A 25,064-nucleotide genomic window follows, 5' to 3' on the forward strand; every position below is an offset into this window, starting at 1 on the left:
CTCTTGGTCGAATTACGATCTTAGGAAACATACCGGTCCGAGCAATGCTGGCGGTTGTGTTCCTGGTCATGTCGGCTCTTCAGCCTGGTCTGTTCGCCACAGCCAATGCCACGGGTTTTCACGCCGGGGCAGATCTCCAGGCCGGGGTGGATCTGCAAGCCGAGACATCCGCACACGACATGGGCCATCACGGCGCCACTGCGGACGACGCGGATACGTCGGAGCATCATCACGGCGCCAAGCAATCCTCCGACAAGAACTGTGAAGTCCATTGCGCGCCGGCAAATGCGGTGCCGGTCGACTGCCCTGACTTGGAGCATGTTGTCTCCCGCTGCTTTGCGCTCGTCGTTGACGTCACCTTACCGCTTGGCGAATACACTGCGCTCATAAGACCCCCCAAACATCTGAACTGACGCGCCCTTTCGGGGTGTTCGCGCAGCGTCGGGAATCCGTTCCCGCGCGGCCAAACGCATACGTCAATCTTCAGGTCTACAATGAAAATCGCAAGCTCCGCGATCCTCGCATCGCTGTTAGTTGCCGGATGTGCGGCAACCACGCCGCCGGACATCCTTCCCGCCTTCAATCCGGCCGATCCCGCAATGGGCATCCGTGATGCACACTACCACCCGGTTGTCATCGACTATCGCCACCGGGAGCCGGTGGATCCGCAGAATTGGCGGCGTCTCAATGAAGAACGCTCCTCTGCGAACCCGGGAGCCGGATCATGAAGCGCCGGCCCCTGACCATAGCTGTGGTGGTAACCATCCCGCTGATCGCAGCCGGATGCACGACCAGCAGGCCCCTTGATGGCATCTCAGCCCCGATGGCCGGCTTCACGACGGTCGCGGCGCGCGCCGAATCCGTGATCGGCAAGAAAACCGTGTGGGTGCAATCCAGCGAGGAAGCGCGGGCGGTTTCAGAGCGCGTGAAGCGCCTCGTCCAGAAGAAGACGATCGGCCCGGACACCGCAGTGCAGGTCGCCTTGCTCAACAACAAGGGCCTGCAGGCCGCCTACGCCGAGATCGGTCTGTCGGCGGCCGACATGTGGCAGGAATCGATGCTCGTCAATCCGACGATCTCTGTCGGCATGATCGGCGTTGATCCTGTGCGGACGATTGAAGGAGCGGTGGTCAGCAACATCCTTGCGCTGGCGACCCATAAGCGGCGCGTCGCAGTCGCGGATGCACGTTTCCGTCAGGCCCAGCTCCGCGCCGCCGAAGAAACGCTACGACTGGCCGCGGACACGCGGCGGGCCTGGATCAATGCTGTCTCGGCCTGGGAGAGCGTTTCGTATCTGAACAAGGCGCAAGCCGCCGCTGACGCTGCCTCCGAACTCGCTCAAAAACTTGGCGAGACGGGCGCCTTCACAAAGACCGGCCAGGCCCGTGAACATGTCTTTTATGCCGAGATCACCGGTCAGGCGGCGGAGGCGCGGCTCGCCGCGCGGACCGCCAAGGAAGAGCTCACCCGGCTGATGGGTCTATGGGGACCGGATGTCGATTATTCAGTCCCCAACATGCTTCCAGCCTTGCCGAAAGGGGCCAAGGCCAAACGCGCAATCGAGGCGGAGGCGCTAAAAAATCGCGTTGACCTTGAGATCGCGAAACTTGAGCTGGAAGCGCTGGCGAAATCCTACGGTCTGACCGAGGCGACGCGCTACGTCAGCGATCTGGAACTACTTTCCGGCGTGGAGGTGGAACGCGAGGAGTCGGAGGAGGGCGAAACGGAGACGAGTGTCTCACCCACTCTGGAGCTCGAGTTCGTCATTCCGATTTTCGATACCGGCAAGGCACGCATGCGCAAGGCCGAGCTTGCCTACATGCAAGCCGCAAACCGGATCGCGGAAAAGGCCGTAAACATCCGGTCGGAGGCCAGATCCGCCTATGACACCTACCGTTCGACCTACGACATTGCCCGGCACTATCGGAACAATGTTGTGCCGCTGCGAACAAAGATCGAGGCGGAGTCGGTCCTCACCTACAACGGCATGATCACCAACACGTTCGAGCTGCTGGCGGACACACGCGCGAAAATCAGCTCGATCATGCTTTCCCTCAATGCCAAGCGCAATTTTTGCCTGGCCGACGTCAATCTCGGAACCGCCATTCACGGTGGCGGCGCAGGCTCGTCCGGGGGCGGCGATGCACCGGCCGCGGTCGAAGCGGGCGCCGAAAGCCACTGAACTCAAGGAGAAGAAAAATGCTTTCAAGACGTCAGTTGCTAGGCGCGGGAGCCCTGCTCGCCGGCGCCACTGCATGGACCAAAACGTCCGCGATGGGGCTGCCCGACGCTCCAATCATGGAGTCCCCCGACATGCAGCCTCCGATCTTCCCGACAAGCGGACCGGACTACCAGCCGGTCGTGACGCTCAACGGCTGGACCCTTCCGCATCGCATGAACAACGGCGTGAAGGAGTTCCACCTCGTGGCCGAGCCGGTCGAGCGCGAGATGTCGCCCGGCATGACTGCCTATCTCTGGGGCTACAACGGTCAATCTCCCGGCCCGACCATAGAGGCGGTCGAGGGCGATCGAGTCCGCATCTTCGTAACAAACAAGCTGCCGGAGCACACGACTATCCATTGGCACGGCATGATCCTGCCCAACGGCATGGACGGCGTGACCGGTCTTACCCAGCCCGGAATCCCACCTGGCAAGACCTTCGTCTACGAGTTCGACCTCGTGAAGAGCGGCACATTCATGTACCACCCGCACGCCGACGAAATGGTCCAGATGGCGATGGGCATGATGGGCTTCTTCGTCATTCATCCCAAAGACCCTAAATTCATGCGCGTGGACCGCGATTTCGTGTTCCTGCTGAATGCCTTCGACATCGAGCCGGGGTCGTACGTCCCGCGCATCATGGAGATGACGGATTTCAATCTCTGGGGCTGGAACAGCCGCGTCTTTCCGGGGATCAGTCATCTTCCAGTGGCGAAAAACGACCGGGTCAGGGTCCGTGTGGGCAACCTGACCATGACCAATCATCCGATCCACATGCATGGCTACGACTTCGAGGTGACCTGCACCGATGGCGGCTGGATCCGGCCGGAGGCGCGGTGGCCGGAAGTGTCGATCGACATCCCCGTCGGCGCCATGCGGGCATATGAGTTCGAAGCCAAATACGAAGGTGACTGGGCAATCCATTGCCATAAGTCGCACCACACAATGAACGCCATGGGCCACGACGTGCCCACGTACATTGGCGTCGACAACTCGAAGCTCACCGATAAAATCCGCCGGGTCCAGCCCGAATACATGGCCATGGGTGACCGCGGCATGGCCGACATGGGCGAAATGGAGATGCCGCTTCCCGACAACACGATCCCGATGATGACCGGCTGGGGCCAATTCGGCGCCATCGAGATGGGCGGGATGTTCTCGGTCGTGAAGGTTCGCGAGGGCCTTGCCTCGAACGATTACGCTGATCCGGGCTGGTACCAGCACCCGGAGGGAACCGTGGCTTACGAGTGGAAGGGAGAAGTCCCCGCTCCGACGAAATCAGGCGATGCCAAAACGATGGCCCCGGCAGCGCACGGCGGTCACGGCAAACAGGGATGAGAAACCGAACCCTCAACCGCAACAACGAAAGAAAGTGCAGCATGAAACACATAATCGCAGCGGCCGTTTTGATGGCGGTCAGTTCGGAAGCAGCTCTTGCCGGTGGAACCCATGCCGGAGGCCATGGCGACAAAGCCGCCACGATGCCGATCGGCAACCCTGGTGAAGCTGGCAAGGCAAAGCGGACTGTCAACATCTCGATGTCCGAGAAGGACGACGGGACGATGTTGTTCCAACCGGCCGTGCTCAAGGTGAAGAAGGGCGAGACCGTTCGCCTGAAGTTCGTCAACAAAGGCCAAGTCGACCACGAGTTCGTCATGGACGTCCATGAGGGGATCATGGAGCACAAGGCGCTGATGGAGAAGTTCCCCGAGATGGAGCACGCCGATCCCAATTCGATCCGGCTGGCGCCCGGCGCCAGAGGCGAGATCATCTGGACGTTCGCCAATGCCGGCGAATTCGGTTTCGCCTGCCTGGTTCCGGGTCACTACGATTCCGGCATGAAGGGCGACATCACCGTCGCCAACTGACCGCCAAACCGCAAAGGAAGCAGATCATGACACTATTGGTAAAGACACTCTCGACACTCGCGCTTATGCTCTCCATCGGCGGGAGCGCGCTCGCGCAGGAATACGTGAAGGGCGAAGTCGTCAAGGTCGACGCGAAACAGAAGAAGCTGACGATCAAGCATGAGCCGCTGACCAATCTCGATATGCCCGCCATGACGATGGTGTTCGTCGTCGCGGAGGGCGGTATGCTCGAGAAGATCAAGGCGGGGCAGGCGATCGAGTTTACAGCCGACCGTGTCAACGGACGCATAACGGTCACCGGCATCAAGTGATCCGGGACCAGCGCCGCGGGTTGAAAAATAAATCCGATGTCGGAAAATTTCGCAGGCAGCCTATGCGGCCGATGTCCGAACTAGGCGGCGTAACACCGGCGGCGCAATTGCGCGGCCCAGCTCCGCGGCCCAGCGCCGCGTCGGTCAGACGGCGGGCTGGGCTGCGCAGACTTGTCGGATGCACCGCAATCCCGGTCCTGATATCATGCCCGTCATGATGCTTAGGGCGAAGTTGGAGGCGACGAGATGAAACAACTCCTGGGAATTCTCGTCGCGAGTCTGATTGCGGCCAACTCGACCGGATCGGCTGCAGGAGCCGAGGCCGTCTCCGTTTCGCGACTGAAGGAGCATACGCACATCCACGGGCTGGCCGTAGATAGGGAGAATTCCGGCAAGCTCCTGATAGCAACCCACCATGGGCTCTTTCGTGCCGGGCCGGACGGGAAGGCGGAGCTCATTTCGCCGGTGCAGGATTTCATGGGATTCACTCCGGACCCATCCGACCCGAGGTCGCTTTACGCCAGCGGCCACCCCGCAGGCGGCGGTAATCTCGGATTCATCGCCTCGACCGACAACGGCGCGACATGGACGCAGATCGCGCCGGGTGCAGACGGGCCGGTCGACTTCCACCAGTTGACGGTCAGCTCGGCGGATCCTCAGGTTCTCTACGGCGCCTACGGCGGCCTACAGGTGAGCCGCGATGCCGGGAAGACATGGTCGGTGGTTGGACTGCTGCCCGAAAAGCTGATCGACCTCGCCGCATCGGCAAAGGACGCCGACACGATTTACGCCGCGACTGAAGGAGGTCTGTCGGTCAGTAGGAATGGAGGCCTGATCTGGGAAACGGTCGTCGATGGCGCGCCCGTCAGTCTCGTTGAGGTGACGGCCGACGGTTCCGTCTACGCGTTCGTGGTGGGACGAGGACTTGTCCGATCCGCGGAGGCTGCTCTGAACTTCGCGCCTCTTTCCAGCGGCTTGAGTGACCGAATCCTGCTGCATCTCGCGGTCGATCCGGCCGACAAGGATCGGATATTCGTGGCGTCTCACCAAGGTGATATCCTGGCCAGCACCGACGGCGGCGTCAACTGGACCGAACTCGGTCGTTGATGCGGTGACACAGTGGATCGTAGGGTGACTGGAAAGCTGGCGCTGGCGCTTGCTCTGGCCGCCTTGGTGGCGGTCTGCGTGGTTCTTGTTTTCGGCGGCAAGTCGGGCGGGATCCTCAAGCCCGACGATGCCCGTGTCATCGCGCGCGGCGAGGCCGTTTACGTGGCGCATTGCGCCTCTTGCCATGGCAAGAACCTCGAAGGTCAACCGGGCTGGAAAGCGCAGGACAAGGATGGATTCCTTCCGGCCCCGCCCCACGACGAAAGCGGTCACACCTGGCACCACCCGGACACACTGCTGTTCAGGATAACGAAACTCGGCGTCGCCGAAGCCGCCAACCTCAAGGATTACAAAACGCGGATGCCAGCTTTCAGGGGACTCTTGACCGACGCCGATATCATCGCGGCCTTGTCCTATATCAAGTCGCGCTGGCCGGACGACATGCGCCGTCGCCACGACGAACTGAACCGCGTCTTTGCGCGGCGGGAATCGTCCGCACGATGAGCCGCATTGTGGCGGCACATTATCGCCGACGGGCAAGCTCCCGATAAAACGCCTCCGGCGTAACGGCGATCTCCGACGCAACGTGATGCCAGCGTCCCTTGGGCGGCAAGATGCCACCGTTGCATGCCATCCAGGCACTAACTCTCGCCGCAACGGATTTCAGGGATAATATCTCGGCCCGCGTTCGCGTCCGGTGGACCTCGCCCGCCAAGTGTCGCAGCAGCGAGGAGGCCAGCGCGCGATCGCTTTCGAGCACCGCCTTGGCCCTGGTGATCGACACAGCGCGCACCGTCGATTCCTCGGTCGCCAAGGCGTCGCAATGGTATCGATCCGCAAACAGCGAAGCCTCGGCCAGGATCGAAGCCGAGCCGGCACGCTGCAACGTCAGCTGGAACCCGTCAGGAAGTGCCCGGACAAGGCGCAGTTCTCCCGCGGTGACCAGGAAGAGCGACAAGACCGGGTCGTCCATACGAAACAGGACGCTGCCGGCAGGGAGGGATTGCTCGCGTTCCGCGAGTTCAAGGAATCGCTCGAAGAGGAGTTCAGACATGATCGCAATCATGTTTCAGTTCCCGCGGCCGTGTCAAACTTCGCAAGAAGAAACGCCGGAGATCGCTCGATGAACCGCATCCCCATTGCCGTGCTGTCTCTCATGCTGACTTTTCTTGCCGTCCCTCACGGGCTGGCACAGCAGCATGGCAGCATCAACCATCACAAGGCCGCTGAAGGAAAGGATCCAGCCACATCTTCTTATTCCGGGATGGAGAAACGCCGCGTGAAAGCGCTCTCGGGCGAGCAGATGGCTGATCTTTTGGCCGGGCGAGGGATGGGTCTGGCGCTGGCGGCCGAACTCAACTCCTATCCGGGTCCGTCACATGTCCTCGAACTGCGGGATGCCCTTGGCGTCACCGATGAACAGGCGACGCGGACCAAGGCCCTGCTGGATCGGATGAAGGCAGAAACCATCCCGCTCGGACTACGCATCATCGAGAAAGAGACCGAACTTGACCGCTTGTTTTCCGAACGAAAGATAATTTCGGCACACCTCGCTGAACTGACAAAGACCATCGCCGACGTGCAAGGCGCGCTACGGGCAGCGCACCTGCGCTATCATCTCGAGATGGCCGAATTGCTTACCCCTGAGCAGATCCGCCGGTACTCACAGCTTCGCGGATACTCTGGGCAGGTCGATTGAACAGGGCTACGCCTTGATTTCATCAGCGGACACTATTGTGCGACCGCACCTTCCAGATAGCCGATGATCGCGGCGCGCTGAGCGGCGTTGGGAACGCCCACTGTCATCGACGTGCCCGGAACCATCTGGCGTGGCGCCGCGAGGAAGGTATCAAGGGTACCGCCTTCCCAGACGATGGCCGATTCTCGCAGCGCGGCCGAGTAGCGGGCGCCCTCGACACTGCCGGCCTTGCGGCCGATGACGCCCGACAGATGCGGACCGGTTCTGTTCTGGCCTGGCTCCAAGCTGTGGCAGCTGCCGCAGCGTTGCCGGAACAGCCGCTCGCCGTCGGCCTGTTGCGCGGAAGCGGCGCCCGGCAACAGCAGGCCGCCGGCAACCAAGAGCGCGGCCAGGGACGCACGCGCTCGCGTGATGAACGTCGCCGGAGATGCGGTGGCAACTCCGACGGAAATAACGTGGTTGCGTGTCGTGGTTTGTGAATGACTCATCGGATGACCTCTGCGGAACGTTGAAGAGAGGGGCTTTGCTGGTGGCCGGAAGCTTCCGGCAGGACCAGCCACTCAGCAGCGAGAGCGGCGGTTGGGTTAAGAAAGGCACTGGGGAGCATGCGGGTTGCGACGACATTGATCGAACCGTGGCGCGACAGCGCGGGAGTTCCGATCGCGGGACAGGTTTCGGTCAAACCGGCAAGGATCGCAGTCCGGTCGGAGGGTGCGTTTCAGGTACAGGCGCCGGGGCCAGCTGCTTGGCCATGTCGATGAGCGGCAGCCTGATGACCGCGCGAAGACCGTTGCTCCGGTTTTCCAGCACGATGTCGCCGCCGTGGTGACGGGCGATGGCGCGGGCAATTGACAGGCCGAGCCCGACGCCGCCAGTCTCCCGGTTGCGCGACTGCTCCAGGCGGAAGAAGGGGGCGAACACCTGTTCCATATCGCCTGGCGGTATGCCAGGTCCGGCGTCCTCGACCACGATGTCCAGGCTGTCGGCACTCCTGACCAGGCTCACCTTGGCCTGCTCGCCATAGCGGACGGCATTTTCGACGAGATTGCGGATCGCCCGGCGAAGGGAGTCCGGCCGGCAGCGATACAGCACCTTTGGCCCGTCGCTGACGGTGATGTTTTGGCCCAGCTCTGCCAGATCGTCGCAGAGGCTGCCGACCAGCGCCGAAAGATCGACGGTTCGCGTCTCCTCCACGGCGGCGTCCTCGCGCGCGAAGGCGAGCGCTGCTTCCGTCATCGACTGGATCTCCTCGATGGTCTTCAACATTTTTTCCTGGAGATCATGATCCTGGACAAACTCCGCGCGCAGCCTGAGCGAGGTCAGCGGCGTGCGCAGGTCGTGGCTGATCGCCGCCAGCATGCGCGTGCGGTCCTCGACGAAACGCTGCAGGCGCTCCTGCATGCGATTGAACGCCTCGGCCGTCTGGCGGATGTCGGCCGGCCCTGATTCCGGCAGCCGCGGCACAGCCTCGCCGCGGCCGAACAGTTCAGCGGCATTGGCGAGCCGTCGCAGCGGACGCGCGATTGCCTGCGCCCCGAAAATCGCGATGGCGGAGAGGATGAGTGCAGTGAGCGCCAGCGATATCGCCGATTGCGTCGTCCAGAAGGCGTTCGGCATTGCCTTGGCGTAGGCCGCATTCAGCCAGGTGCTGTCATCGAGGCGGACGGAAAGGCCCATGCCGTTTGGGGCGGCGTCCATATAAAGAAACTTGGCCGGCCGAGAGAAAGGCCTGCCATTGCCGGACAAATCCACCATGCGCGGCGGCACGGAAGGGTCGGCGGCATCGACTGCGCTCGATGCCTGTCCGTTCACGTAGGCGGCATACTTCCCGGCAATCCCGGGCAGCGGCTTGGCGAGCTGGGTCAAGGCTTCCTGTTGCCAGGCGAGGGGATTGTTCGGTCCGCCGTCCGAGGTCCAGAAACGCGTATAGGCCGTGCCGCTGACGTTGAGGATGTCGGGCCGAAGCGAGGGCGGCGTGGTGTCCAGCAGAAGCGCAAGCGAGGACGTGCGGCTGACGAACTCGCCCTTGGCCGCCGCGTGCAGGGCCTGTCCGCGCTCGTCCCACGAGATCAGGAATGTGATAGCCTGCGACAGGGCGAGCGCAAGCAGCACTAGCATGAGGAAGCGGGCCGCCAGGCTGCGTCTCCACAACAGCATCATGCCGGAGCCACCTCGGCGGTGAAGCAGTAGCCGCCGCCCCAGTGCGTCTTGATCAGCATCGGACTCTTCGGGTCCGCCTCGATTTTCTTGCGCAGCCGGCTCACCTGGTTGTCGACGGCCCGGTCGAAACCGTCGGCCGAGCGCCCAACCGTGAGGTCGAGCAGCTGATCCCGGCTGAGTACGATCCCGACATGCTCGATAAAGGCGGTGAGAAGGCGGAATTCAGCCGTGCTGAGCGCGACCGCCACGCCGTCGAGCCCGACCAGCTCGCGGCGGCCTACATTCAGCGTCCAGCGGTCGAACCGCAGCGCGTTTGATTTGAGACGACCGCGCTGCGGCGGCAGGCTGTGGACGCGCCTGAGCACGGCCTTAATCCGCGCCAGCAGTTCTCGCGGATTGAACGGCTTCGTCAGGTAGTCGTCGGCCCCGATCTCGAGGCCGACGATCCGGTCGATCTCCTCGGCCATGGCGGTAAGAAAGATGATCGGAACGTCCACCGTCCCGCGCACGTGCCGGCAGGCGGCAATGCCGTCCTCGCCAGGCATCATGACGTCGAGGACGATAAGATCGGGCAGGCTGCGGTCGAGCAGCCGCTTGAGCGCGGCCGTGCTGTCGGCGACGCTGACGCGATAACCTTGCTGGGTGAGGTATTTCCCGACGAGGTCGCGGATGTCCCTGTGGTCGTCGACGACCGCGATGTGTTGCGCCGCTTCCATACAATGCTCCAAAGCCGCCGCTGAATAGTCGGCCAGTATCGACGATATCTAGTTTGCGTCTACACGGATGATCACCTTATGCGCCACGGCGGCAATCTCGCGCGGCATCAACAAAGCGTGAGAAGTGTAACGAAATGTATCAGAGCGCAGCGCCTGCGACAGCTTGCGATGAACTGCCGGTCGTCGGGACAAGGTTCTGCGACAGCTTCCGCCTAACTTGGCCTCGTCGCTAGCCCGGACTTCCGGTCTTTGCCGCCAGGCCATGCCGCGCGGCATCCAGACGGCGGTCCTCGCCAGCCTTTGATCGAAAGGATTGCACAATGGCCAGATTGATCATCAACGGCACGCCCCGTGACATCGAGGTCGATCCGGATACGCCGCTACTGTGGGTGATCCGCGAGCAGATCGGGCTTACCGGGACGAAGTACGGTTGCGGCGTTGCCGCCTGCGGCGCCTGCACCGTCCATATAGACGGCGTCGCCACGCGCTCCTGCGTACTTCCGGTGAGCGCGGTCGGGCCGGACCAGCAAATCACCACCATCGAAGGGCTTTCGCCAGACAGTTCACATCCGGTCCAGCAGGCTTGGCTTGCGCTCGATGTGCCGCAATGCGGCTACTGCCAGGCCGGCATGATCATGGCTGCGGCGGGCCTGCTCATGCAGAACCCGAGCCCCGCGGACGAGGACATCAACGCCGAGATCACAAATATCTGCCGCTGCGGCACCTACAACCGGGTGCGCGCCGCGATCAAGCTGGCCGCCAAAAGCGGCGAAGCCACGCAGCGCGGTTGAGGAGATCAGTCATGAACGCCATAATTTCCATCTCCCGCCGCAGCTTCATCATCGGCGTGGCCTCCGCGGCCGGCGGCCTGTCCCTCGGATTCAACGTGCCGTTCATCAAGCCGGCACTTGCCGAGGGCGCGGAGACCGCGCCGGAGATCAATGCCTGGGTGGTGATCAGGCCCGACGATACTGTTGTCATCCGCATCGCCCGTTCCGAGATGGGGCAGGGGACGCTGACCGGCCTGGCGCAACTCGTCGCCGAGGAGCTGAATTGCGACTGGTCAAAGGTCACGACCGAATATCCGTCGCCGGCCCAGAACCTCGCACGCGACCGCGTGTGGGGCAATTTCTCGACCGGGGGCAGCCGCGGTATCCGCGAGTCGCACGAGTATGTGCGCATTGGTGGCGCCGTTGCGCGCGAGATGCTGATTGCCGCAGCGGCCGCCGAATGGGGCGTGCCGGCCAGCGAATGCACTGCAAGGATGGGCATGGTCACGCATGCAGCATCAGATCGCGCCACCTTTTATGGTCAGTTGGCCGCCGCCGCCGCGCGGATGACGCCGCCCGCCAACATCACGCTGAAGGATCCCAAGGATTGGACCATAGCCGGCAAGCCGCTGCCGCGGCTCGACACGGCCGACAAGCTCAACGGCAGCCAGGTTTACGGTGTTGATCTCAAGCTGCCGAACATGCTCAACGCGGCGATCCGGGCCTGTCCGTATTTCGGCGGCAAGGTGGAGAGCTTCGACGCGGCGGCGGTCGCAGGCATGCCCGGCGTGCGCACCGTCGTTCAGGTCGACGAAACCGCCGTTGCCGTTGTCGCCGACACGTGGTGGCGGGCGAAGACCGCACTCGATGCCCTGCCGGTCGTCTGGGACGAAGGTCCCAACAGGCAGGTCACCAGCGCCTCGATCGCGGCGATGCTCGAGGAGGGCCTCGCCGCAAATGATGCCTTCATTGGCGCCGAGCAAGGTGACGCGGGTGCCGCCCTGTCTGCCGCCGGCCGGACGGTCACGGCGACCTATGCCTACCCCTATCAGAACCACGCGACCATGGAGCCGATGAACGCGACGGCGCTCTACACGCCGGAGCGCTGCGAGGTATGGGTGCCGACCCAAAATGGCGAGGCGAGCCTTGCTGCAGCGGCCGAGGCCGCAGGCCTGCCGGTGCAGCAATGCGAGGTGCACAAGATCCATCTCGGCGGCGGCTTCGGCCGGCGCGGCAACTTCCAGGACTATGTGCGCCAGGCGGTCAGCATTGCCAAGCAGGTGCCAGGGACGCCCGTAAAGCTTATGTGGTCGCGCGAAGAGGATATGCTGCACGGCGCCTATCACCCGACCACGCGATGCCGACTGACGGGCTCGCTTGACGCGGACGGCAACCTGACCGCTCTGCACATGCGCATATCCGGCCAGTCGATCCTTGCCGCAGTGCGGCCGGAAGGCATGCAGAACGGTATGGACCCGGTGGTCTTTCAGGGCCTCGTGCTCGCCGGCACGGAAGGCACGCTGGGATATACGGTGGACAATCTTCTTGTCGACCATGCGATGCGCAACCCGCCTATCCCGCCAGGATTCTGGCGCGGCGTGAACCTCAACCAGAACGCGCTCTACGTCGAGTGTTTCATGGACGAACTCGCCCATGCGGCCGGCGTCGACCCGCTCGCCTTCCGCCGCAAGCTGATGGCCAAACATCCGAAGCATCTCGCTGTGCTGGAGGCGGTTGCCGAACGGATCGGCTGGGACACCCCGGCCGCAGCGGGTGTTCACCGCGGGCTCGCGCAGATCATGGGTTTCGGCAGTTATGTCGCCGCGGCAGCGGAGGTTTCGGTCACCGACGGGCAGCTCAGGATCCACCGCATTGTGGCGGCCACCGATCCGGGTCATGTCGTCAATCCCGCACAGGTGGAACGGCAGGTCGAGGGCTCCTTCGTCTACGGCCTTTCCGCCTGCATTTACGGCGAGTGCACGGTCGATGGCGGCCGCATGGAGCAGGAGAACTTCGACAGCTACGAGGTTCTGCGCATGGCCGAGATGCCGGAGGTGGAGACGATCATACTGCCGTCCGGCGGCTTCTGGGGCGGCGTCGGCGAGCCGACCATAGCGGTCGCCGCGCCGGCCGTCCTCAATGCGATCTTCGCCGCCACCGGAAAGCGCATCCGCACACTGCCGTTGAAAAACCATGACCTCGCATGACATGAGGCGCTCGAAGAACAGGCGCGGCAGACGATCGTTCGTGCCCGTTCTGCTTGCGGGGCTCGTGGCCAGCGCGTCGGCGCGGGCCGACGCGGCGCCTGGTGCGACGGCGTGCACCGGCTGTCACGGGCCGGCGGCGCTCGGCTCAGCCATCCCCTCGCTCGACGGCCATGCGGCCGACGACATCATTGCCCAGATGCAAGCCTTCCGTTCCGGTGAGCGCAAGGCGACGGTCATGGACCGCATCGCCAGGGGATTTACCGAGGAGGAGACGCGCGCCATCGCCGAATGGCTCGCCAAACCGGAGGCGGCACGCCATGCCCAGCCGTAGAGCCCTGATCGGCGGCGCGGCGGCCAGCGTCGCCGCGGCCGTCCTTGCCGCGCCGCAGGTGCGCGCACAGGCGCAGCCCCGCGTGATCGTCGTCGGCGGCGGCTTTGCCGGGGCGAGCTGCGCCCGCGCGCTGAAACGGCTGGATCGCGACCTTGCCGTGACGCTGATCGAGCCAGAGACAGCCTATCTGGCCTGCCCGTTCAGCAATGCCGTTGTTGCGGGGCTGCGTGGCATCGAGGCGCAGACCTTCGGTTATGACCGGTTCGGCGACATCGGCCTCATCCGCAAGCGCGCTGTCGCCGTTGATGCTGAGCGCCGGCGCGTTCGGCTGGAGGATGGTACGGACATCGGCTACGTCAGACTGGTACTGGCGCCCGGCGTCGACCTGCGCTTCGACGCTTTGCCGGGCTACGACGAGGCGGCAGGGGCGATCATGCCGCATGCCTGGAAGGCGGGGCCGCAGACGCTGCTGCTGCGCGACCAGCTCGCGGCGATGCCGGACGGTGGGGTCGTCGTTCTCTCCGCGCCAGCCAATCCGTTCCGCTGCCCGCCCGGTCCCTACGAGCGGGCAAGCCTGATCGCGCATTACCTCAAGACCAGCAAGCCCCGCTCCAAGCTGATCATCCTCGACGCCAAGGACGCCTTTTCGAAGCAGCGCCTGTTCGAAGCGGCCTGGCAAGAGCTCTATCCCGGCTTGATCGAATGGGTGCCGCTGTCCTCGGGCGGCAGGGTGACGGAAGTCGACCCGGCGACAAGGACGCTGGTGACCGAGTTCGGCAATCACAAGGCGGATGTCGCCAACGTGATCCCGCCGCAGCGTGCGGGCGGGATCGCGCAGTCGGCGGGCGTCGTCGATCAGACGGGCTGGTGTCCGATCGACCCGGTCACCTTCGAGTCCCGCCTGCAGCCGGCGATCCACGTCGTCGGCGACGCGGCGATCGGCGGGGCGATGCCGAAATCCGCCTTCAGCGCCAACGCCCAGGCAAAAGCCTGCGCTGCGGCGGTCAGCGCGCTGGTCAGGGAGCGGCAGCCGGGGCAGCCGAAGCTCATCAACACCTGCTACAGCCTGGTCGCGCCCGGCTACGGCATTTCGGTCGCAGGCGTCTACCAGCCGCGCGACGGCCTGCTTGCCGAGGTGGAGGGTGCGGGCGGCACCAGCCCGCTCGAAGCACCGCCCTCCGTTCGCGAACTGGAAGCGGCCTATGCGGAGGACTGGTTCCGAACGATCACCAGTGAAGTGTTCGGATGATGAGGGTGGCTTGCCTCGCTCTTATGGGATTGCAGCTTGCGGCCTCGCCCGGTGCCGGCGAGGAGATGGGGTCTTATGTCGTGACCGGCGATGCGATCATGAAGCCTCTGGTCGGCGGCAAGGGCGATCCGGCGCGCGGCGCCACGCTGATCTCGGACCGGCAGCGCAGCCTCTGCACGCTCTGCCACAGCGGCCCGTTTCCCGACGCGCATCTGCACGGCACGCTGGCGCCCGACCTGACCGGCGTCGGGGCAAGGCTTTCGGATGGCCAGATCCGGCTGCGCGTGGTCGACATGAAGCGGCTCGTGCCGAACACGATCATGCCTTCCTACTATCGGGTCGCGGATGAGCAAGGCCGGCGTGTCGCCACCGTCTGGCGCAGCAAGCCGATCCTGAGCGGCGCCGATATCGAGGATATCGTCGCCTATCTCACCACGCTGAAGGGGTGATTATGCACGAAGACCCGCTTCGAGTTTACGGAGGCTTGGCCGGACGGCGGCAGTTTCTTCGGGCCGGCATGACTGGTCTGCTGGTGATCAGTCTGCCGCGCTGGGCTGTTGCCCGTCCGAGCCTCGAGGACGCGATCCGGACCTTCACCGGGGGAGCCGACGTCCTCGACGGCCGCGTCCGGCTCGATCTGCCACCCCTGGTCGAGAACGGCAACGCGGTCGGGATCACGGTCGCCGCCGAGAGCCCGATGACCGCGGACGACCATGTCCGGCGCATCGCGGTCTTCAACGAGAAGAACCCGGAGGCGAATGTCGCGGTTTTCCACCTCGGGCCGCGCACGGGCCGCGCCACCGTCTCGACGCGGATCCGGCTCGCGACCTCTCAGGTGGTGGTGGCCGTTGCGGAGATGAGCGACGGCAGCTTCTGGTCGAGCCGGGCGAGCGCCATCGTCACGCTGGCCGCCTGCATCGAGGATCTCTCATAATGGCGCGCGCGCTCGTCAATGTGCCGAAAATGGCCAGGCAGGGCGAGGTCGTCGAGATCAAGGCGATGATCGCCCATCCGATGGAAACCGGCTATCGTATCGGCCCGAACGGCTCCAACATCCCCCGCGACATCATCCGCCGCTTCGCCTGCACCTACAACGGCGAGGAGGTGTTTTCGGCCGATCTCTTTCCAGCGGTGTCGGCCAATCCGTTCATTGCCTTCACGCTCGTTGCCACGACGAGCGGCACGGTCGGGTTCACCTGGACCGACGGCACAGGAAGGACGCAAACGGCTTCCGCCATGATCACGGTGAACTGATGCATGCGCTCTGGCGGCTGGCAGCCCTCGGTGTTGCCGCTATTTGCGGCATCGTCTCTGCCGCCGGCATCGAAGACGGCGAGAAGCGCTCCGGCTTCGACCTCATGACGCCGGAGACGCAGGCGCTGCAGGCCGACGACATGAGCAACCCCGGCATGCTGTGGGTGCTGCAGGGCGAGCAGCTCTGGCAACAGGCGGGGGGCAGGGCGGATGTCGCCTGCGCCGGCTGCCATGGCGATGCTTCCCAGACGATGCGCGGCGTTGCCACGCGCTACCCGGCCTTTGACGAGGCGATAGGACGGCCGATCGACCTTGCCGGGCGTATCAACTCCTGCCGAGCGGGGCGGCAGCAGGCCGAGCCGTTAGCGCCGGAGTCTGACGCTTTGCTCGCCCTGACGGCCTATGTGGCGCATCAGTCGCGCGGCATGCCAATCATACCGGCTACCGACGCCCGGCTCGCGCCGTTTCGCGACAACGGACGGCGCCTGTTCCAGAGCCGCATCGGCCAGCTCGACCTCTCCTGCGCCTCCTGCCACGACGCCAATTGGGGCAAACGGCTCGGCGGCAGTGTCATCCCGCAGGCCCATCCGACCGGCTATCCGCTCTACCGACTGGAGTGGCAGACGGTCGGTTCGCTGCAGCGGCGCCTGCGCAACTGTATGGTCGGGGTCAGGGCCGAGCCCTTCGCATTCGGCGCACCCGAACTCGTCGATCTGGAGCTCCATCTGACGGAGCGGGCCCGCGGCCTGCTAATCGAGACGCCCGCCGTCCGGCCGTGATGCCGGACTGTCGCTGGTCGTTCACCTGCCGCCGACGGACAGTCTGCGCCTACTTCAGGTCTTCCTCCAATTTTGCAGAAGCGGGCCTTTGCTCCCATAGACGGGATCCTTGCGTGGACGACCTACCTTCTGGATTGTCGCGAGCGCGCGATCATGCTCCTGGGCAGTCGTGCATTCGTCATAGGTCCCAAATGGAGGATAGGCGCCGACCACTAGAAAATCGGCGGATGCCGAAAGGCATTGGTGCCCGGTGCCGGCCGGAAGAACCGCGACGTCGCCGGCCTTCAGGGACAGGGTTCGTCCCTTTTTGCCTCCAAACCGGACTTTGGCCGCCCCGGCTGCAACCCCGAGCACCTCATGTATTCGCGAATGGTAGTGAACGTAGTCGTAGATGCCATTCCGCCAGCTGTCCCCCCATCCATTGGCCTCGAAAAGCTCCTCCAAGACGGCTGCGGGATCAAATTCCTCAGGCAGCCTCACGGCGCCTCGATAGACGACAAGCGGCCAAAACGGATGATTGGGCACCAGGCCATCATCCTTGAACCAAAACTCATTCGCTTTTCGCCGCCTTACAAGACCGGTTACTTCTTGCCTGCCCGGTCTTGCGACACCGGTAGCCTGCTCGACAGCTTTCTTGGCACTCTGCAGAATGCTCATGATGTAGCCTACATTGCTGGCTGTCAGAAGACGAGCCTTCATGCCGATTCAACCGTCTTCATGCCGGTCGGTTCCGCTGCCTGTTCGGTAGGGATCTACGCCGTGTCTATGTCTGCCCCCTGCGCTTCACCGATCAGGCGATGGCCATCGCGGACGGCCGGTTGGTCGCATGCGGGTCATCGCCGGACGTCATCACATCCGATCTGCTGCGGGACATTAATCATGTCAACGCGCGAATCGCACCGTGCTCGCGCGGCATCGGCCACGTTAGATGGCGTGGCGGGTGGGCGTCGGACGGTCATTGTGTCGGCAGCGAAACCGAATCCGGGATTCGGGGAAGATTCTAAGCGGTAGTCGTCCCGGCCGCATGATAGCAACCGCATTACACCCGTTTCTTGGGCTTTTCGGTGCAATTCGAGCGCTCTGATCTACAGACACCTCTGACCGCTGCTTGAGGGCGGAGTGTGCTTGCATTCAGCTCCAGGCGTGGCTGGCCAGCCCATAAACCCAAGGTCCGTTGCTTTCCCGGTTCAGAAACCGGCGGCCTTTGGACATTGTCGTCACGGTCTCGGCAACGCCGAGGCCGCTCTGCTGAAGGAACTCGGCAAACACGCCATCCCTCTCGCGCGTATCGACGCGCGCGAATCGACCTGCCAGCTTCTTCAGATGGACGGCGGTGAGATGGACCGCGTCTTGGTCGCTCCGAGCCACAATGGGGCCAATCACGTGGCCGCGCCCGAACTCGCGACACATGGAATAGCCAACGACCTCGCCGCCACGACTCAAAGTGGCGATTGAGGCATCGTCCGAGAGCAACGCAAGCAGCCTTGCACGGTTTGTCCCGAATGCGCGCGCGTCCAGCGCGGTGATGTCGCCGAGCCTGTCGCTAGGCAAGTCACTTAGTTCACCGTCGAGAGCTGGCATCGGCGGGAGTGTTTGGGGGACCTGTCCCTGGCGCATATAGTCGATCGCCTCGCTCGTGAAGCCGAGCGAAATATACAGAGGATAGGCGGGATGAGTTGCATTCAGAGCCAGATTGCGATCCCCGCACTGCTCAAGGACCTGTTCCATGAGCCATCGGCCACCTCCCTGCGCCTGTGCGCGGGGCGTCGTGATCACAAGACCAATGGTGGCAAAATCGTCCCCGTGGGGAAACCACATCGCGCTTCCGAAGACGCGCCCAATTCCGTCAACGGCGACGATGCCGTGGCCGGCGCGGCGCAACAAATCCCAGTCCTTGGGGCGATGCGGCCAGCGGACAGAAATCGATAGTGCATGCAGCAGCTCAACGTCGACATCATTGATGTCCCGCGCAACCAGTTCAAAGGATTTCAGGCGCACAGATCTCTGCATCTCAGTCGATCGGCTCCTTCAAACCAAAGCCCAGCGTCGCAAGCATGTGGTGTTTCCGTCGTCGACGCCATGTCACGACAGGCCTCATTTGCCGCAGCTTTACACGGGAAAGCCAGCAGGTTTCGCTGGTTCGAGGCGTTTTTTCGCAATCTTCAGCCAAAGCACGACGCGATTCGGCAGGGAACACTGCTGCCTACAGATAGGCTGGTCGCACCCGGTGACAATGTGCAAGCAGAGCGGACCGCCATGAACGTGGAAGAAATCCTCGCGACCCTGATTGCATTTCCCTCTGTTGTGGGCACCCCAAACGGCGCGATCGTCAATTGGATCCGCGACTACTGTCAGGCAGCGGGAGCCGAGGTGACGGTTCTTCCTGGTCCCGAGGGCGACCGGTCCAACCTCTTCGTCACGATCGGCCCGCGCGAGGGTCGGGGCTACATCATCTCGGGACATGTGGATGTCGTGCCGGCCGGCGAGCCGGAATGGAGCTCGGATCCGTTTGTCCTGCGCCGCGAGGGCGGCAGGCTTTACGGCCGCGGCGCCACCGACATGAAGGGCTTTCTCGCCTGCGCATTGGCCACGCTCCCAGGACTTGCGGCGATGAACCTGCGGCAGCCAATTCATCTCGCATTCTCCTACGATGAAGAGGCGGGGTGCCGTGGCGTGCCGCATCTCTTAGCTGCGTTGCCAGGGCTATGCGAGAGGCCGCTTGGCGCGATTGTCGGCGAGCCGAGCCGGATGCAGCCGGTGCGCGCGCACAAGGGGAAGGCCGCCGCGCGGCTCGAGGTGGTCGGGCGATCCGGCCATTCGTCTCGCCCCGATCTCGGACTCAATGCCGTGCACGCCATGGCCGAAGTCATCACGCACGCCGTGGCCTATGGCCAATCCCTCGCCGACGGACCGCTCGATCAAGATTTCGAACCCCCATATTCTTCGTTGCAGGTGGGCGTCATCGCCGGTGGACAGGCGGTCAACGTCATCGCTGGCCACTGCACTGCCGATATCGAGGTACGTGCCGTTCCGGGCGTTTCTCCATCCTCCCTGCTTGAGCCGGTCAAGGCTGGGCTTTTTGCCCTGCGCGACAGCGGCTTCGAGGTAATTTGGCACGAGTTGAGTTCCTATCCCGCCCTTGCACCCGCGAAGGGGAGTGAGCTAGCGGCGGTTCTGACCGAGCTGACGGGGCAGGAGCCGCACACAGCGGTCAGTTACGGCACGGAGGCCGGGCTTTATCAGCAGGCCGGTATCGATGCGATCATTTGCGGCCCCGGCGACATCGGCCGTGCTCACCGTGCCGACGAATATATCGAGACCGGTGAACTTGCCGCTTGCCGGAAGATGATCCACGGGCTCGGCGCGCGTCTCGCGGCCTGAAGGAAGGGGCGGTTTCCATGGCGTTTCTTTTCAATTCCGATGCCGCGCGTGCTGCGGTGTTCCGCGAGATCTTCGCGCGCGAGCTCCCGGAGCTGGAATTCTTCCATTCCGGCGAGGAGATGGAGCCGGAGAAGGTGCGCTATCTCATTACCTGGACGGTGCCGGACGAGATCTCGCGCTACCGCAATCTGGAAGTGCTGTTTTCCATCGGAGCGGGCGTCGACCAGTTCAAGCAGGACGTGGTGCCAAGCCATGTGAAGCTTGTGCGGATGGTCGAGGATGGAATCATCCGCATGATGCAGGAATACGTCGCGCTCGGCGTGTTGGCGCTCCACCGGGAGGTGCCCGCCTATCTCGAGCAGCAGAAAAGGTGCCTCTGGCAACCAATTGCCGCTCGACAGGCGGCCGAGCGCCGGGTTGGCTTCCTCGGCCTTGGCATGCTGGCGCAGGCGGCTATCGAGCGCTTGAAGCCGTTCCAGTTTCCGCTTGCCGGGTGGAGCCGCAGCGAAAAGCGGATAGAGGGGGTGGCCTGTTTTCATGGCGCGGACCAACTCGTGGGCTTTCTGAAGCAAACGGATATTCTCGTCTGCCTGCTGCCGCTGACGGAACAAACGCGCGGCATGCTCGATGCAAAGCTCTTCGACCTACTGCCTGCCGGGGCGCGGCTGCTGCATGTCGGCAGGGGGCCGCAACTCGACCAGGCCGCGCTGATCGACGCGCTCGACACCGGTCACGTATCTGCGGCGATGCTTGATGTAACTGATCCAGAACCGCTCCCGGAACACCATCCGCTGTGGTCGCATCCGAAGGTGATGATAACGCCGCACATCGCCTCGGTGACGCAACCGCATACGGCGGCGCAATCCGCCGTGGACAATATCCGGCGCCACCGCGCCGGGAAGGCTCTGATCGGCCTCGTCGATCGGACGCTCGGCTACTAACCAGGAAACCTCAAATGTCACTTCTGATCACTGTCGACACAAATCCCGCCTTCACGCCGAAGGAGGCATTGCCGCTGCCGGAGCGGCTCATTTCCGGCACTCCATCCTTCAAGACCTGGGCGCAGGATGCCTCGAAAGGTGAGACGGTTCTGACCGGCGTCTGGGAGGCGACGCCCGGCGAGACGCATTCGATCAAGGGCACCACCTACGAGTTTTGCCACATCATTTCGGGTGTGATCGAAATCGAGGAGAAGGGGGGCGAGACGGAGACCTATCGCGCCGGCGACAGCTTCGTGATGAAGCCCGGATTCGTCGGCGTCTGGCGCACGATCGAGACCGTGCGCAAGATCTACGTCTGCGTTTATGACTGAGTTCAATGCTCAAGGTCCGGCCAAATAGAGCGCGTGGCGGTTCCAGAACAAATGACTTTCGAAGTTCCGCCTGATGAGATTCGACGCTGTCGGGCGGCTCATCCTCGACGGAAAATACGGCGCGCGGTCCATTATTGTTCCGATGAAACGCTAGTGCGAATGAGGACCTCCATCAAATGAAGACCTACGACATAGCGCTCATCCCCGGCGACGGCATCGGCAAGGACGTGACCGAGTCGGCATGGCAGGTGATGCAGGCGGCGGCAAAACGGGGCGGTTTCGCCCTTGATGGCAAACGCTTCCCATGGTCCTGCGCCTACTACCTGGAAACCGGCGCAATGATGCCGCCAGACGGCATCGAGACACTTCGAAAATTCGATGCGATCTACCTGGGCGCTGTGGGGTGGCCCGCGGAAGTGCCTGACTCAGTATCGCTACACGGACTGCTCCTGCCGATCCGGAAAGGGTTCACGCAGTACGCCAACATACGACCGCACAGGCTGTTGCCGGGCGTCCAGGGGCCCCTCCGATCCGATGGCTTCGACATCCTGTGCATACGCGAGAATACGGAAGGCGAATATTCCGGTGCCGGCGGGCGCGTCCATTCCGGCACGGCCAATGAGGTCGCGATTGAGACAGCAATCTTCACGCGTGCGGGTGTCGAACGGATCATGCGTTTCGGCTTCGAACAGGCGCGGGCGCGCCGCAATAAGCTCGCATCTGTGACCAAATCCAACGCGCAGAAACATTCCATGGTTTTCTGGGATGAGGTGACGCGCGAGACAGCGAAAGACTATCCCGATGTAGAGGTCTCGCACTACCACATCGACGCCATGGCTGCCCGCATGGTGCTGGCGCCTGAAAGCCTCGACGTAATCGTCGCCTCGAATCTGTTTGGCGACATCCTCACCGATATCGGAGCGGCGATCCAGGGCGGGCTGGGTTATGCTGCCTCGGCCAATATCAATCCCGATCGCAGCGCACCTTCCATGTTCGAGCCTGTCCATGGGTCGGCGCCCGATATCGCGCATCTCGGCGTCGCCAATCCGATCGCCGCGATCTGGTCCGGTGCGATGATGCTCGAGCATCTGGGCGAGCGGCATACTGCGGCAGAAGTGATGTCGGCAACCGAGTCCATAACGGCGCAGGGCATAGGCACGATCGCAGGCAAGGACCGGACTGAAACCATCACGCGAGCCGTGCTTGCGGCATTGAACTGAAAGGGCAGAGGAAAAAGACCATGAATGCGATCACGAGGATTGGCACCTTTAACGATACGGACCTGTTCCGCCAGCAGGCGTTGATTGGCGGTGTCTGGCGGGAAGCGGACACAAAGGCCGTCGCCGAGGTCACCAACCCTGCCAGCCTGAATGTTCTCGGCACCGTTCCCGACATGGGGGGCAACGAGACCAGGGCCGTGATCGGCGCTGCGGCCGAGGCATTCAGGAGTTGGAAGAAGAAGACTCATGCCGAGCGCGGGGGACTGCTGGAACGCTGGCACGACCTCATTCGCCGGCATGAACAGGATTTGGCGCTTCTGCTGACGCTGGAACAGGGTAAGCCGCTTTCCGAGGCGCTCGCGGAGATCCGCTACGGCGCGTCGTTCGTGAAATGGTTTGCGGAGGAGGCGCGCCGGATCGGTGGCTCGACCATTCCATCACCCACTGCCGATCGCCGCATTCTGGTTCTCAAGGAAGCAGTCGGCGTCTGCGCCGTCATCACCCCGTGGAATTTCCCCAACGCGATGATCACGCGCAAAGTCGCCCCCGCACTGGCTGCCGGCTGCACGGTGGTGATCAAGCCGTCCGAGTTCACACCATTCTCGGCGCTCGCGCTCGGCGTCCTGGCGGAGCGAGCGGGCATCCCAGCAGGCGTTATCAACATCGTAACCGGCATGCCGGCGGAGATCGGCAAAGAGCTGATGGCCAACGAAACGGTGCGCAAGATCTCCTTCACAGGTTCAACCCGCGTCGGCGCGCTTTTGATGAAGGGCGCCGCCGACGGCATCAAAAGGCTCAGCCTCGAGCTCGGCGGGAACGCGCCTTTCATTGTCTTCGATGACGCAGATCTCGCTCTCGCCGTCGAAGGGGCAGTAAACTCCAAATTTCGGAATGGCGGCCAGACCTGCGTCTGTGCCAACCGCATTCTCGTGCAGGCCGGCATCTATGAGACGTTTGCTGCGAAGCTCGCCAGCCGAGTTGCAGAGATGAAGGTTGGCGCGGGTACAGAGGAGGGCGTCGTCATCGGGCCGATGATCAATGGTGCCGCCATTGAGAAGATCGAGCGGCATGTCGCCGATGCTTTGGAGAAAGGCGCCCGGATAATTGCCCGGAGCGAAGCAGTGCCGGAAGGCAAGCAATACGCCCGGCCTATTCTGCTCGGCGACGCCACGACCGAAATGCTGCTGGCGTCGGAAGAGACGTTCGGCCCCGTGGCTCCGCTCTTCCGCTTCGAGACGGAGGAAGAAGCGATCGCGATCGCCAACGGAACGCCCTTCGGCCTTGCCGCCTATTTCTACACGGAAAACCTCAAACGATCGTGGCGTGTGGCTGAGGCGCTGGAGTTTGGCATGGTCGGACTCAACACCGGTCTTATCTCGACAGAGGTCGCGCCGTTCGGCGGTGTGAAGCAGTCGGGGCTGGGGCGAGAAGGATCGCAGCTGGGGATTGAGGAATATCTGGAGGTCAAGACGCTTCACGTCGGCGGCTTGCATTAGAGGCTATCCGGAATCCCAAGAGCGAGACCAGCAATGAGAGAGGGGCGGTCGAACCGCCCCTTTCTCATTCGATACTTCGGATGCCGCGATGGCCGGAGGCCCGCCAGCCTCAAGCAACTTCCCGAACGGGCTCCAGTCCGACGGCGGCGGCCAGACCCCCGATATCCTTGATCTCGGTATATTCGTAGAAGGGGTTCGCGGGCTCGTGGCCGCGATTCACCCAGACCTTGCTCTTGATACCGAGATCATAGGCGGTCATGAGATCGTAGCGGAATGAGGACGACACGTGCGTAATGTCCTCAGGGCCGCAGCCGAGCTTGTCGAACATATATTCGAAGCCCTTCATCAAAGGCTTGTAGGCGCCGGTCTCCTCGGCGGTGATGACCATGTGGAAGGGTGCGCCGAGCTTCTCCACGTTTGACATGATCAGGCTGTTCATGGAGTTCGATAGGATCACCAGCGGGATTTCCTTGGCGACCTTGGCCAGCCCCGCCGGGACATCCGGGTGCGGACCCCATGTCGGCACTTCCTCATAGATGCGCTGGGCATCCTCGGGCCGGAATGCGACGCCGTTGCGCTTGCAGGTCCGTTCCACGGAATTGTGCACGACCTCGATATAGGGCTTCCAGGCGCCAAGAACCTCGTCGAGGCGATAGCCCGCGAAATCTTTGATGAACTGCGTCAACGCGGCAGGCGAAAGCTGCGAGCCGTAGACGCGCCTCGCGGCACCGGCCATATCGAAATTGGTGAGCGTGCCGTAGCAGTCGAAGGTGATGTATTTCGGTCTGAACGTCGACATGGCGACCATCCTCCTAGTTTTCCTCGGCACAGCGTGCCTGTACCGCAATCACCATAGTCGGCGACATGGAAGACTAACGGCCGCATTCGCCGCGACCTGAAGCAGATCGTTTCGTATTGCATCGCCGGATTGGCAGAGAGTTGCGCCAGGTGTCCTTTCGAGCTTGGGAGCAGCACGGCCTGTCG

29 protein-coding genes are annotated in these 25,064 nt (G+C 63.2%); 22 read left to right on the forward strand and 7 right to left on the reverse strand.

The genetic code is table 11. The features are described 5' to 3' along the window. The first annotated feature begins 44 nt into the window (after positions 1-44). From ACWUKX_RS17320 to ACWUKX_RS17355, 8 genes are all read left to right on the forward strand, one after another. Positions 45-413 (forward strand): hypothetical protein, encoded by a 369-nt coding sequence (locus tag ACWUKX_RS17320; RefSeq protein WP_456008091.1) that lies wholly within the window; start codon positions 45-47, stop codon positions 411-413. Positions 414-494: 81 nt separating this feature from the next. Continuing rightward, positions 495-728, forward strand: coding sequence for a hypothetical protein (locus ACWUKX_RS17325; RefSeq protein ID WP_456008092.1), 234 nt, complete (start codon positions 495-497; stop codon positions 726-728). Further along, on the forward strand, positions 725-2,182 hold the full coding sequence (locus ACWUKX_RS17330) for a TolC family protein (protein ID WP_456008093.1): 1,458 nt from the start codon (positions 725-727) through the stop codon (positions 2,180-2,182). The genes ACWUKX_RS17325 and ACWUKX_RS17330 overlap by 4 nt, the downstream gene beginning before the upstream one ends. A 17-nt stretch (positions 2,183-2,199) precedes the next feature. Next, entirely contained in the window at positions 2,200-3,558 is a 1,359-nt protein-coding gene (locus ACWUKX_RS17335; RefSeq protein ID WP_456008094.1) for a multicopper oxidase family protein, read from the forward strand. Between the two features lie 41 nt (positions 3,559-3,599). Further along, on the forward strand, positions 3,600-4,088 hold the full coding sequence (locus tag ACWUKX_RS17340) for a cupredoxin domain-containing protein (protein ID WP_456008095.1): 489 nt from the start codon (positions 3,600-3,602) through the stop codon (positions 4,086-4,088). Between the two features lie 26 nt (positions 4,089-4,114). Then, a complete protein-coding gene (locus ACWUKX_RS17345) occupies positions 4,115-4,399 on the forward strand; it encodes a copper-binding protein (protein ID WP_456008096.1) in 285 nt (94 codons plus the stop codon). A 246-nt stretch (positions 4,400-4,645) separates the two neighbouring features. Further along, the gene (locus ACWUKX_RS17350) at positions 4,646-5,506 is read left to right on the forward strand and encodes a WD40/YVTN/BNR-like repeat-containing protein (protein WP_456008098.1); all 861 of its coding nucleotides are present in this window, start codon (positions 4,646-4,648) and stop codon (positions 5,504-5,506) included. A 24-nt stretch (positions 5,507-5,530) separates the two neighbouring features. Beyond that, positions 5,531-6,010: a c-type cytochrome gene (locus tag ACWUKX_RS17355; RefSeq protein WP_456008100.1), complete on the forward strand. Its 480-nt coding sequence runs from the start codon at positions 5,531-5,533 to the stop codon at positions 6,008-6,010. A gap of 19 nt (positions 6,011-6,029) precedes the next feature. Here the strand turns inward: ACWUKX_RS17355 and ACWUKX_RS17360 are convergent, their stop codons facing one another. Then, positions 6,030-6,560, reverse strand: coding sequence for a Crp/Fnr family transcriptional regulator (locus ACWUKX_RS17360; RefSeq protein WP_456008101.1), 531 nt, complete (start codon positions 6,558-6,560; stop codon positions 6,030-6,032). Positions 6,561-6,629: 69 nt separating this feature from the next. Between ACWUKX_RS17360 and ACWUKX_RS17365 the strand changes: the two genes are divergently transcribed. After that, positions 6,630-7,205: a Spy/CpxP family protein refolding chaperone gene (locus ACWUKX_RS17365; protein WP_456008102.1), complete on the forward strand. Its 576-nt coding sequence runs from the start codon at positions 6,630-6,632 to the stop codon at positions 7,203-7,205. A 32-nt stretch (positions 7,206-7,237) separates the two neighbouring features. Here the strand turns inward: ACWUKX_RS17365 and ACWUKX_RS17370 are convergent, their stop codons facing one another. The 3 genes from ACWUKX_RS17370 to ACWUKX_RS17380 form a co-directional block, all read right to left on the reverse strand. Beyond that, positions 7,238-7,693 carry a c-type cytochrome gene (locus ACWUKX_RS17370; protein WP_456008103.1) on the reverse strand — a complete coding sequence of 152 codons (456 nt, stop codon included), beginning with the start codon at positions 7,691-7,693 and terminating at the stop codon, positions 7,238-7,240. 190 nt (positions 7,694-7,883) lie between these two features. After that, positions 7,884-9,365, reverse strand: a complete 1,482-nt coding sequence (locus tag ACWUKX_RS17375; protein WP_029352626.1) for an ATP-binding protein — start codon at positions 9,363-9,365, stop codon at positions 7,884-7,886. Next, a complete protein-coding gene (locus ACWUKX_RS17380; RefSeq protein ID WP_065009610.1) occupies positions 9,362-10,081 on the reverse strand; it encodes a response regulator in 720 nt (239 codons plus the stop codon). Before ACWUKX_RS17380 ends, ACWUKX_RS17375 begins: the two co-directional genes overlap by 4 nt. 320 nt (positions 10,082-10,401) lie before the next feature. Here ACWUKX_RS17380 and ACWUKX_RS17385 point away from each other — a divergent pair, with 320 nt between their 5' ends. From ACWUKX_RS17385 to soxA, 8 genes are read left to right on the forward strand one after another with little or no spacing between them, the layout of a single operon-like run. After that, positions 10,402-10,872 (forward strand): (2Fe-2S)-binding protein, encoded by a 471-nt coding sequence (locus ACWUKX_RS17385; protein WP_456008104.1) that lies wholly within the window; start codon positions 10,402-10,404, stop codon positions 10,870-10,872. An 11-nt stretch (positions 10,873-10,883) separates the two neighbouring features. Continuing rightward, a complete protein-coding gene (locus tag ACWUKX_RS17390) occupies positions 10,884-13,058 on the forward strand; it encodes a molybdopterin cofactor-binding domain-containing protein (protein WP_456008105.1) in 2,175 nt (724 codons plus the stop codon). After that, positions 13,045-13,389: a c-type cytochrome gene (locus ACWUKX_RS17395; protein WP_245485894.1), complete on the forward strand. Its 345-nt coding sequence runs from the start codon at positions 13,045-13,047 to the stop codon at positions 13,387-13,389. Before ACWUKX_RS17390 ends, ACWUKX_RS17395 begins: the two co-directional genes overlap by 14 nt. Next, entirely contained in the window at positions 13,376-14,638 is a 1,263-nt protein-coding gene (locus tag ACWUKX_RS17400) for an FCSD flavin-binding domain-containing protein (protein WP_456008106.1), read from the forward strand. Before ACWUKX_RS17395 ends, ACWUKX_RS17400 begins: the two co-directional genes overlap by 14 nt. Next, on the forward strand, positions 14,635-15,087 hold the full coding sequence (gene soxX, locus ACWUKX_RS17405; RefSeq protein WP_456008107.1) for a sulfur oxidation c-type cytochrome SoxX: 453 nt from the start codon (positions 14,635-14,637) through the stop codon (positions 15,085-15,087). The genes ACWUKX_RS17400 and soxX overlap by 4 nt, the downstream gene beginning before the upstream one ends. Positions 15,088-15,089: 2 nt before the next feature. Continuing rightward, complete coding sequence (locus ACWUKX_RS17410) at positions 15,090-15,572, forward strand: SoxY-related AACIE arm protein (protein ID WP_456008108.1); 483 nt, start codon at positions 15,090-15,092, stop codon at positions 15,570-15,572. Continuing rightward, positions 15,572-15,892, forward strand: a complete 321-nt coding sequence (gene soxZ, locus ACWUKX_RS17415; protein ID WP_456008109.1) for a thiosulfate oxidation carrier complex protein SoxZ — start codon at positions 15,572-15,574, stop codon at positions 15,890-15,892. The genes ACWUKX_RS17410 and soxZ overlap by 1 nt, the downstream gene beginning before the upstream one ends. Next, positions 15,892-16,671 (forward strand): sulfur oxidation c-type cytochrome SoxA, encoded by a 780-nt coding sequence (soxA, locus tag ACWUKX_RS17420; protein ID WP_456008110.1) that lies wholly within the window; start codon positions 15,892-15,894, stop codon positions 16,669-16,671. Before soxZ ends, soxA begins: the two co-directional genes overlap by 1 nt. A 54-nt stretch (positions 16,672-16,725) precedes the next feature. On the opposite strand, the gene ACWUKX_RS17425 is transcribed toward soxA, so the two are convergent. Next, the gene (locus ACWUKX_RS17425) at positions 16,726-17,328 is read right to left on the reverse strand and encodes a cupin domain-containing protein (protein WP_287092796.1); all 603 of its coding nucleotides are present in this window, start codon (positions 17,326-17,328) and stop codon (positions 16,726-16,728) included. Positions 17,329-17,802: 474 nt separating this feature from the next. Further along, complete coding sequence (locus ACWUKX_RS17430) at positions 17,803-18,681, reverse strand: GNAT family N-acetyltransferase (RefSeq protein WP_287112869.1); 879 nt, start codon at positions 18,679-18,681, stop codon at positions 17,803-17,805. Positions 18,682-18,927: 246 nt separating this feature from the next. Between ACWUKX_RS17430 and argE the strand changes: the two genes are divergently transcribed. From argE to ACWUKX_RS17455, 5 genes are all read left to right on the forward strand, one after another. After that, positions 18,928-20,052, forward strand: coding sequence for an acetylornithine deacetylase (argE, locus tag ACWUKX_RS17435; protein ID WP_456008191.1), 1,125 nt, complete (start codon positions 18,928-18,930; stop codon positions 20,050-20,052). A gap of 17 nt (positions 20,053-20,069) precedes the next feature. Continuing rightward, on the forward strand, positions 20,070-20,993 hold the full coding sequence (locus ACWUKX_RS17440; RefSeq protein ID WP_456008193.1) for a 2-hydroxyacid dehydrogenase: 924 nt from the start codon (positions 20,070-20,072) through the stop codon (positions 20,991-20,993). A 14-nt stretch (positions 20,994-21,007) separates the two neighbouring features. Continuing rightward, positions 21,008-21,364, forward strand: coding sequence for a cupin domain-containing protein (locus tag ACWUKX_RS17445; RefSeq protein ID WP_456008111.1), 357 nt, complete (start codon positions 21,008-21,010; stop codon positions 21,362-21,364). 176 nt (positions 21,365-21,540) lie between these two features. Then, positions 21,541-22,584 (forward strand): tartrate dehydrogenase, encoded by a 1,044-nt coding sequence (locus ACWUKX_RS17450; protein ID WP_456008112.1) that lies wholly within the window; start codon positions 21,541-21,543, stop codon positions 22,582-22,584. Between the two features lie 20 nt (positions 22,585-22,604). After that, positions 22,605-24,080: an NAD-dependent succinate-semialdehyde dehydrogenase gene (locus tag ACWUKX_RS17455; RefSeq protein WP_456008113.1), complete on the forward strand. Its 1,476-nt coding sequence runs from the start codon at positions 22,605-22,607 to the stop codon at positions 24,078-24,080. Between the two features lie 109 nt (positions 24,081-24,189). Here the strand turns inward: ACWUKX_RS17455 and ACWUKX_RS17460 are convergent, their stop codons facing one another. Further along, complete coding sequence (locus ACWUKX_RS17460) at positions 24,190-24,879, reverse strand: haloacid dehalogenase type II (protein WP_192363946.1); 690 nt, start codon at positions 24,877-24,879, stop codon at positions 24,190-24,192. Between the last annotated feature and the right edge of the window lie 185 nt (positions 24,880-25,064).

The sequence above is a fragment of the Mesorhizobium sp. f-mel genome (assembly GCF_053850215.1).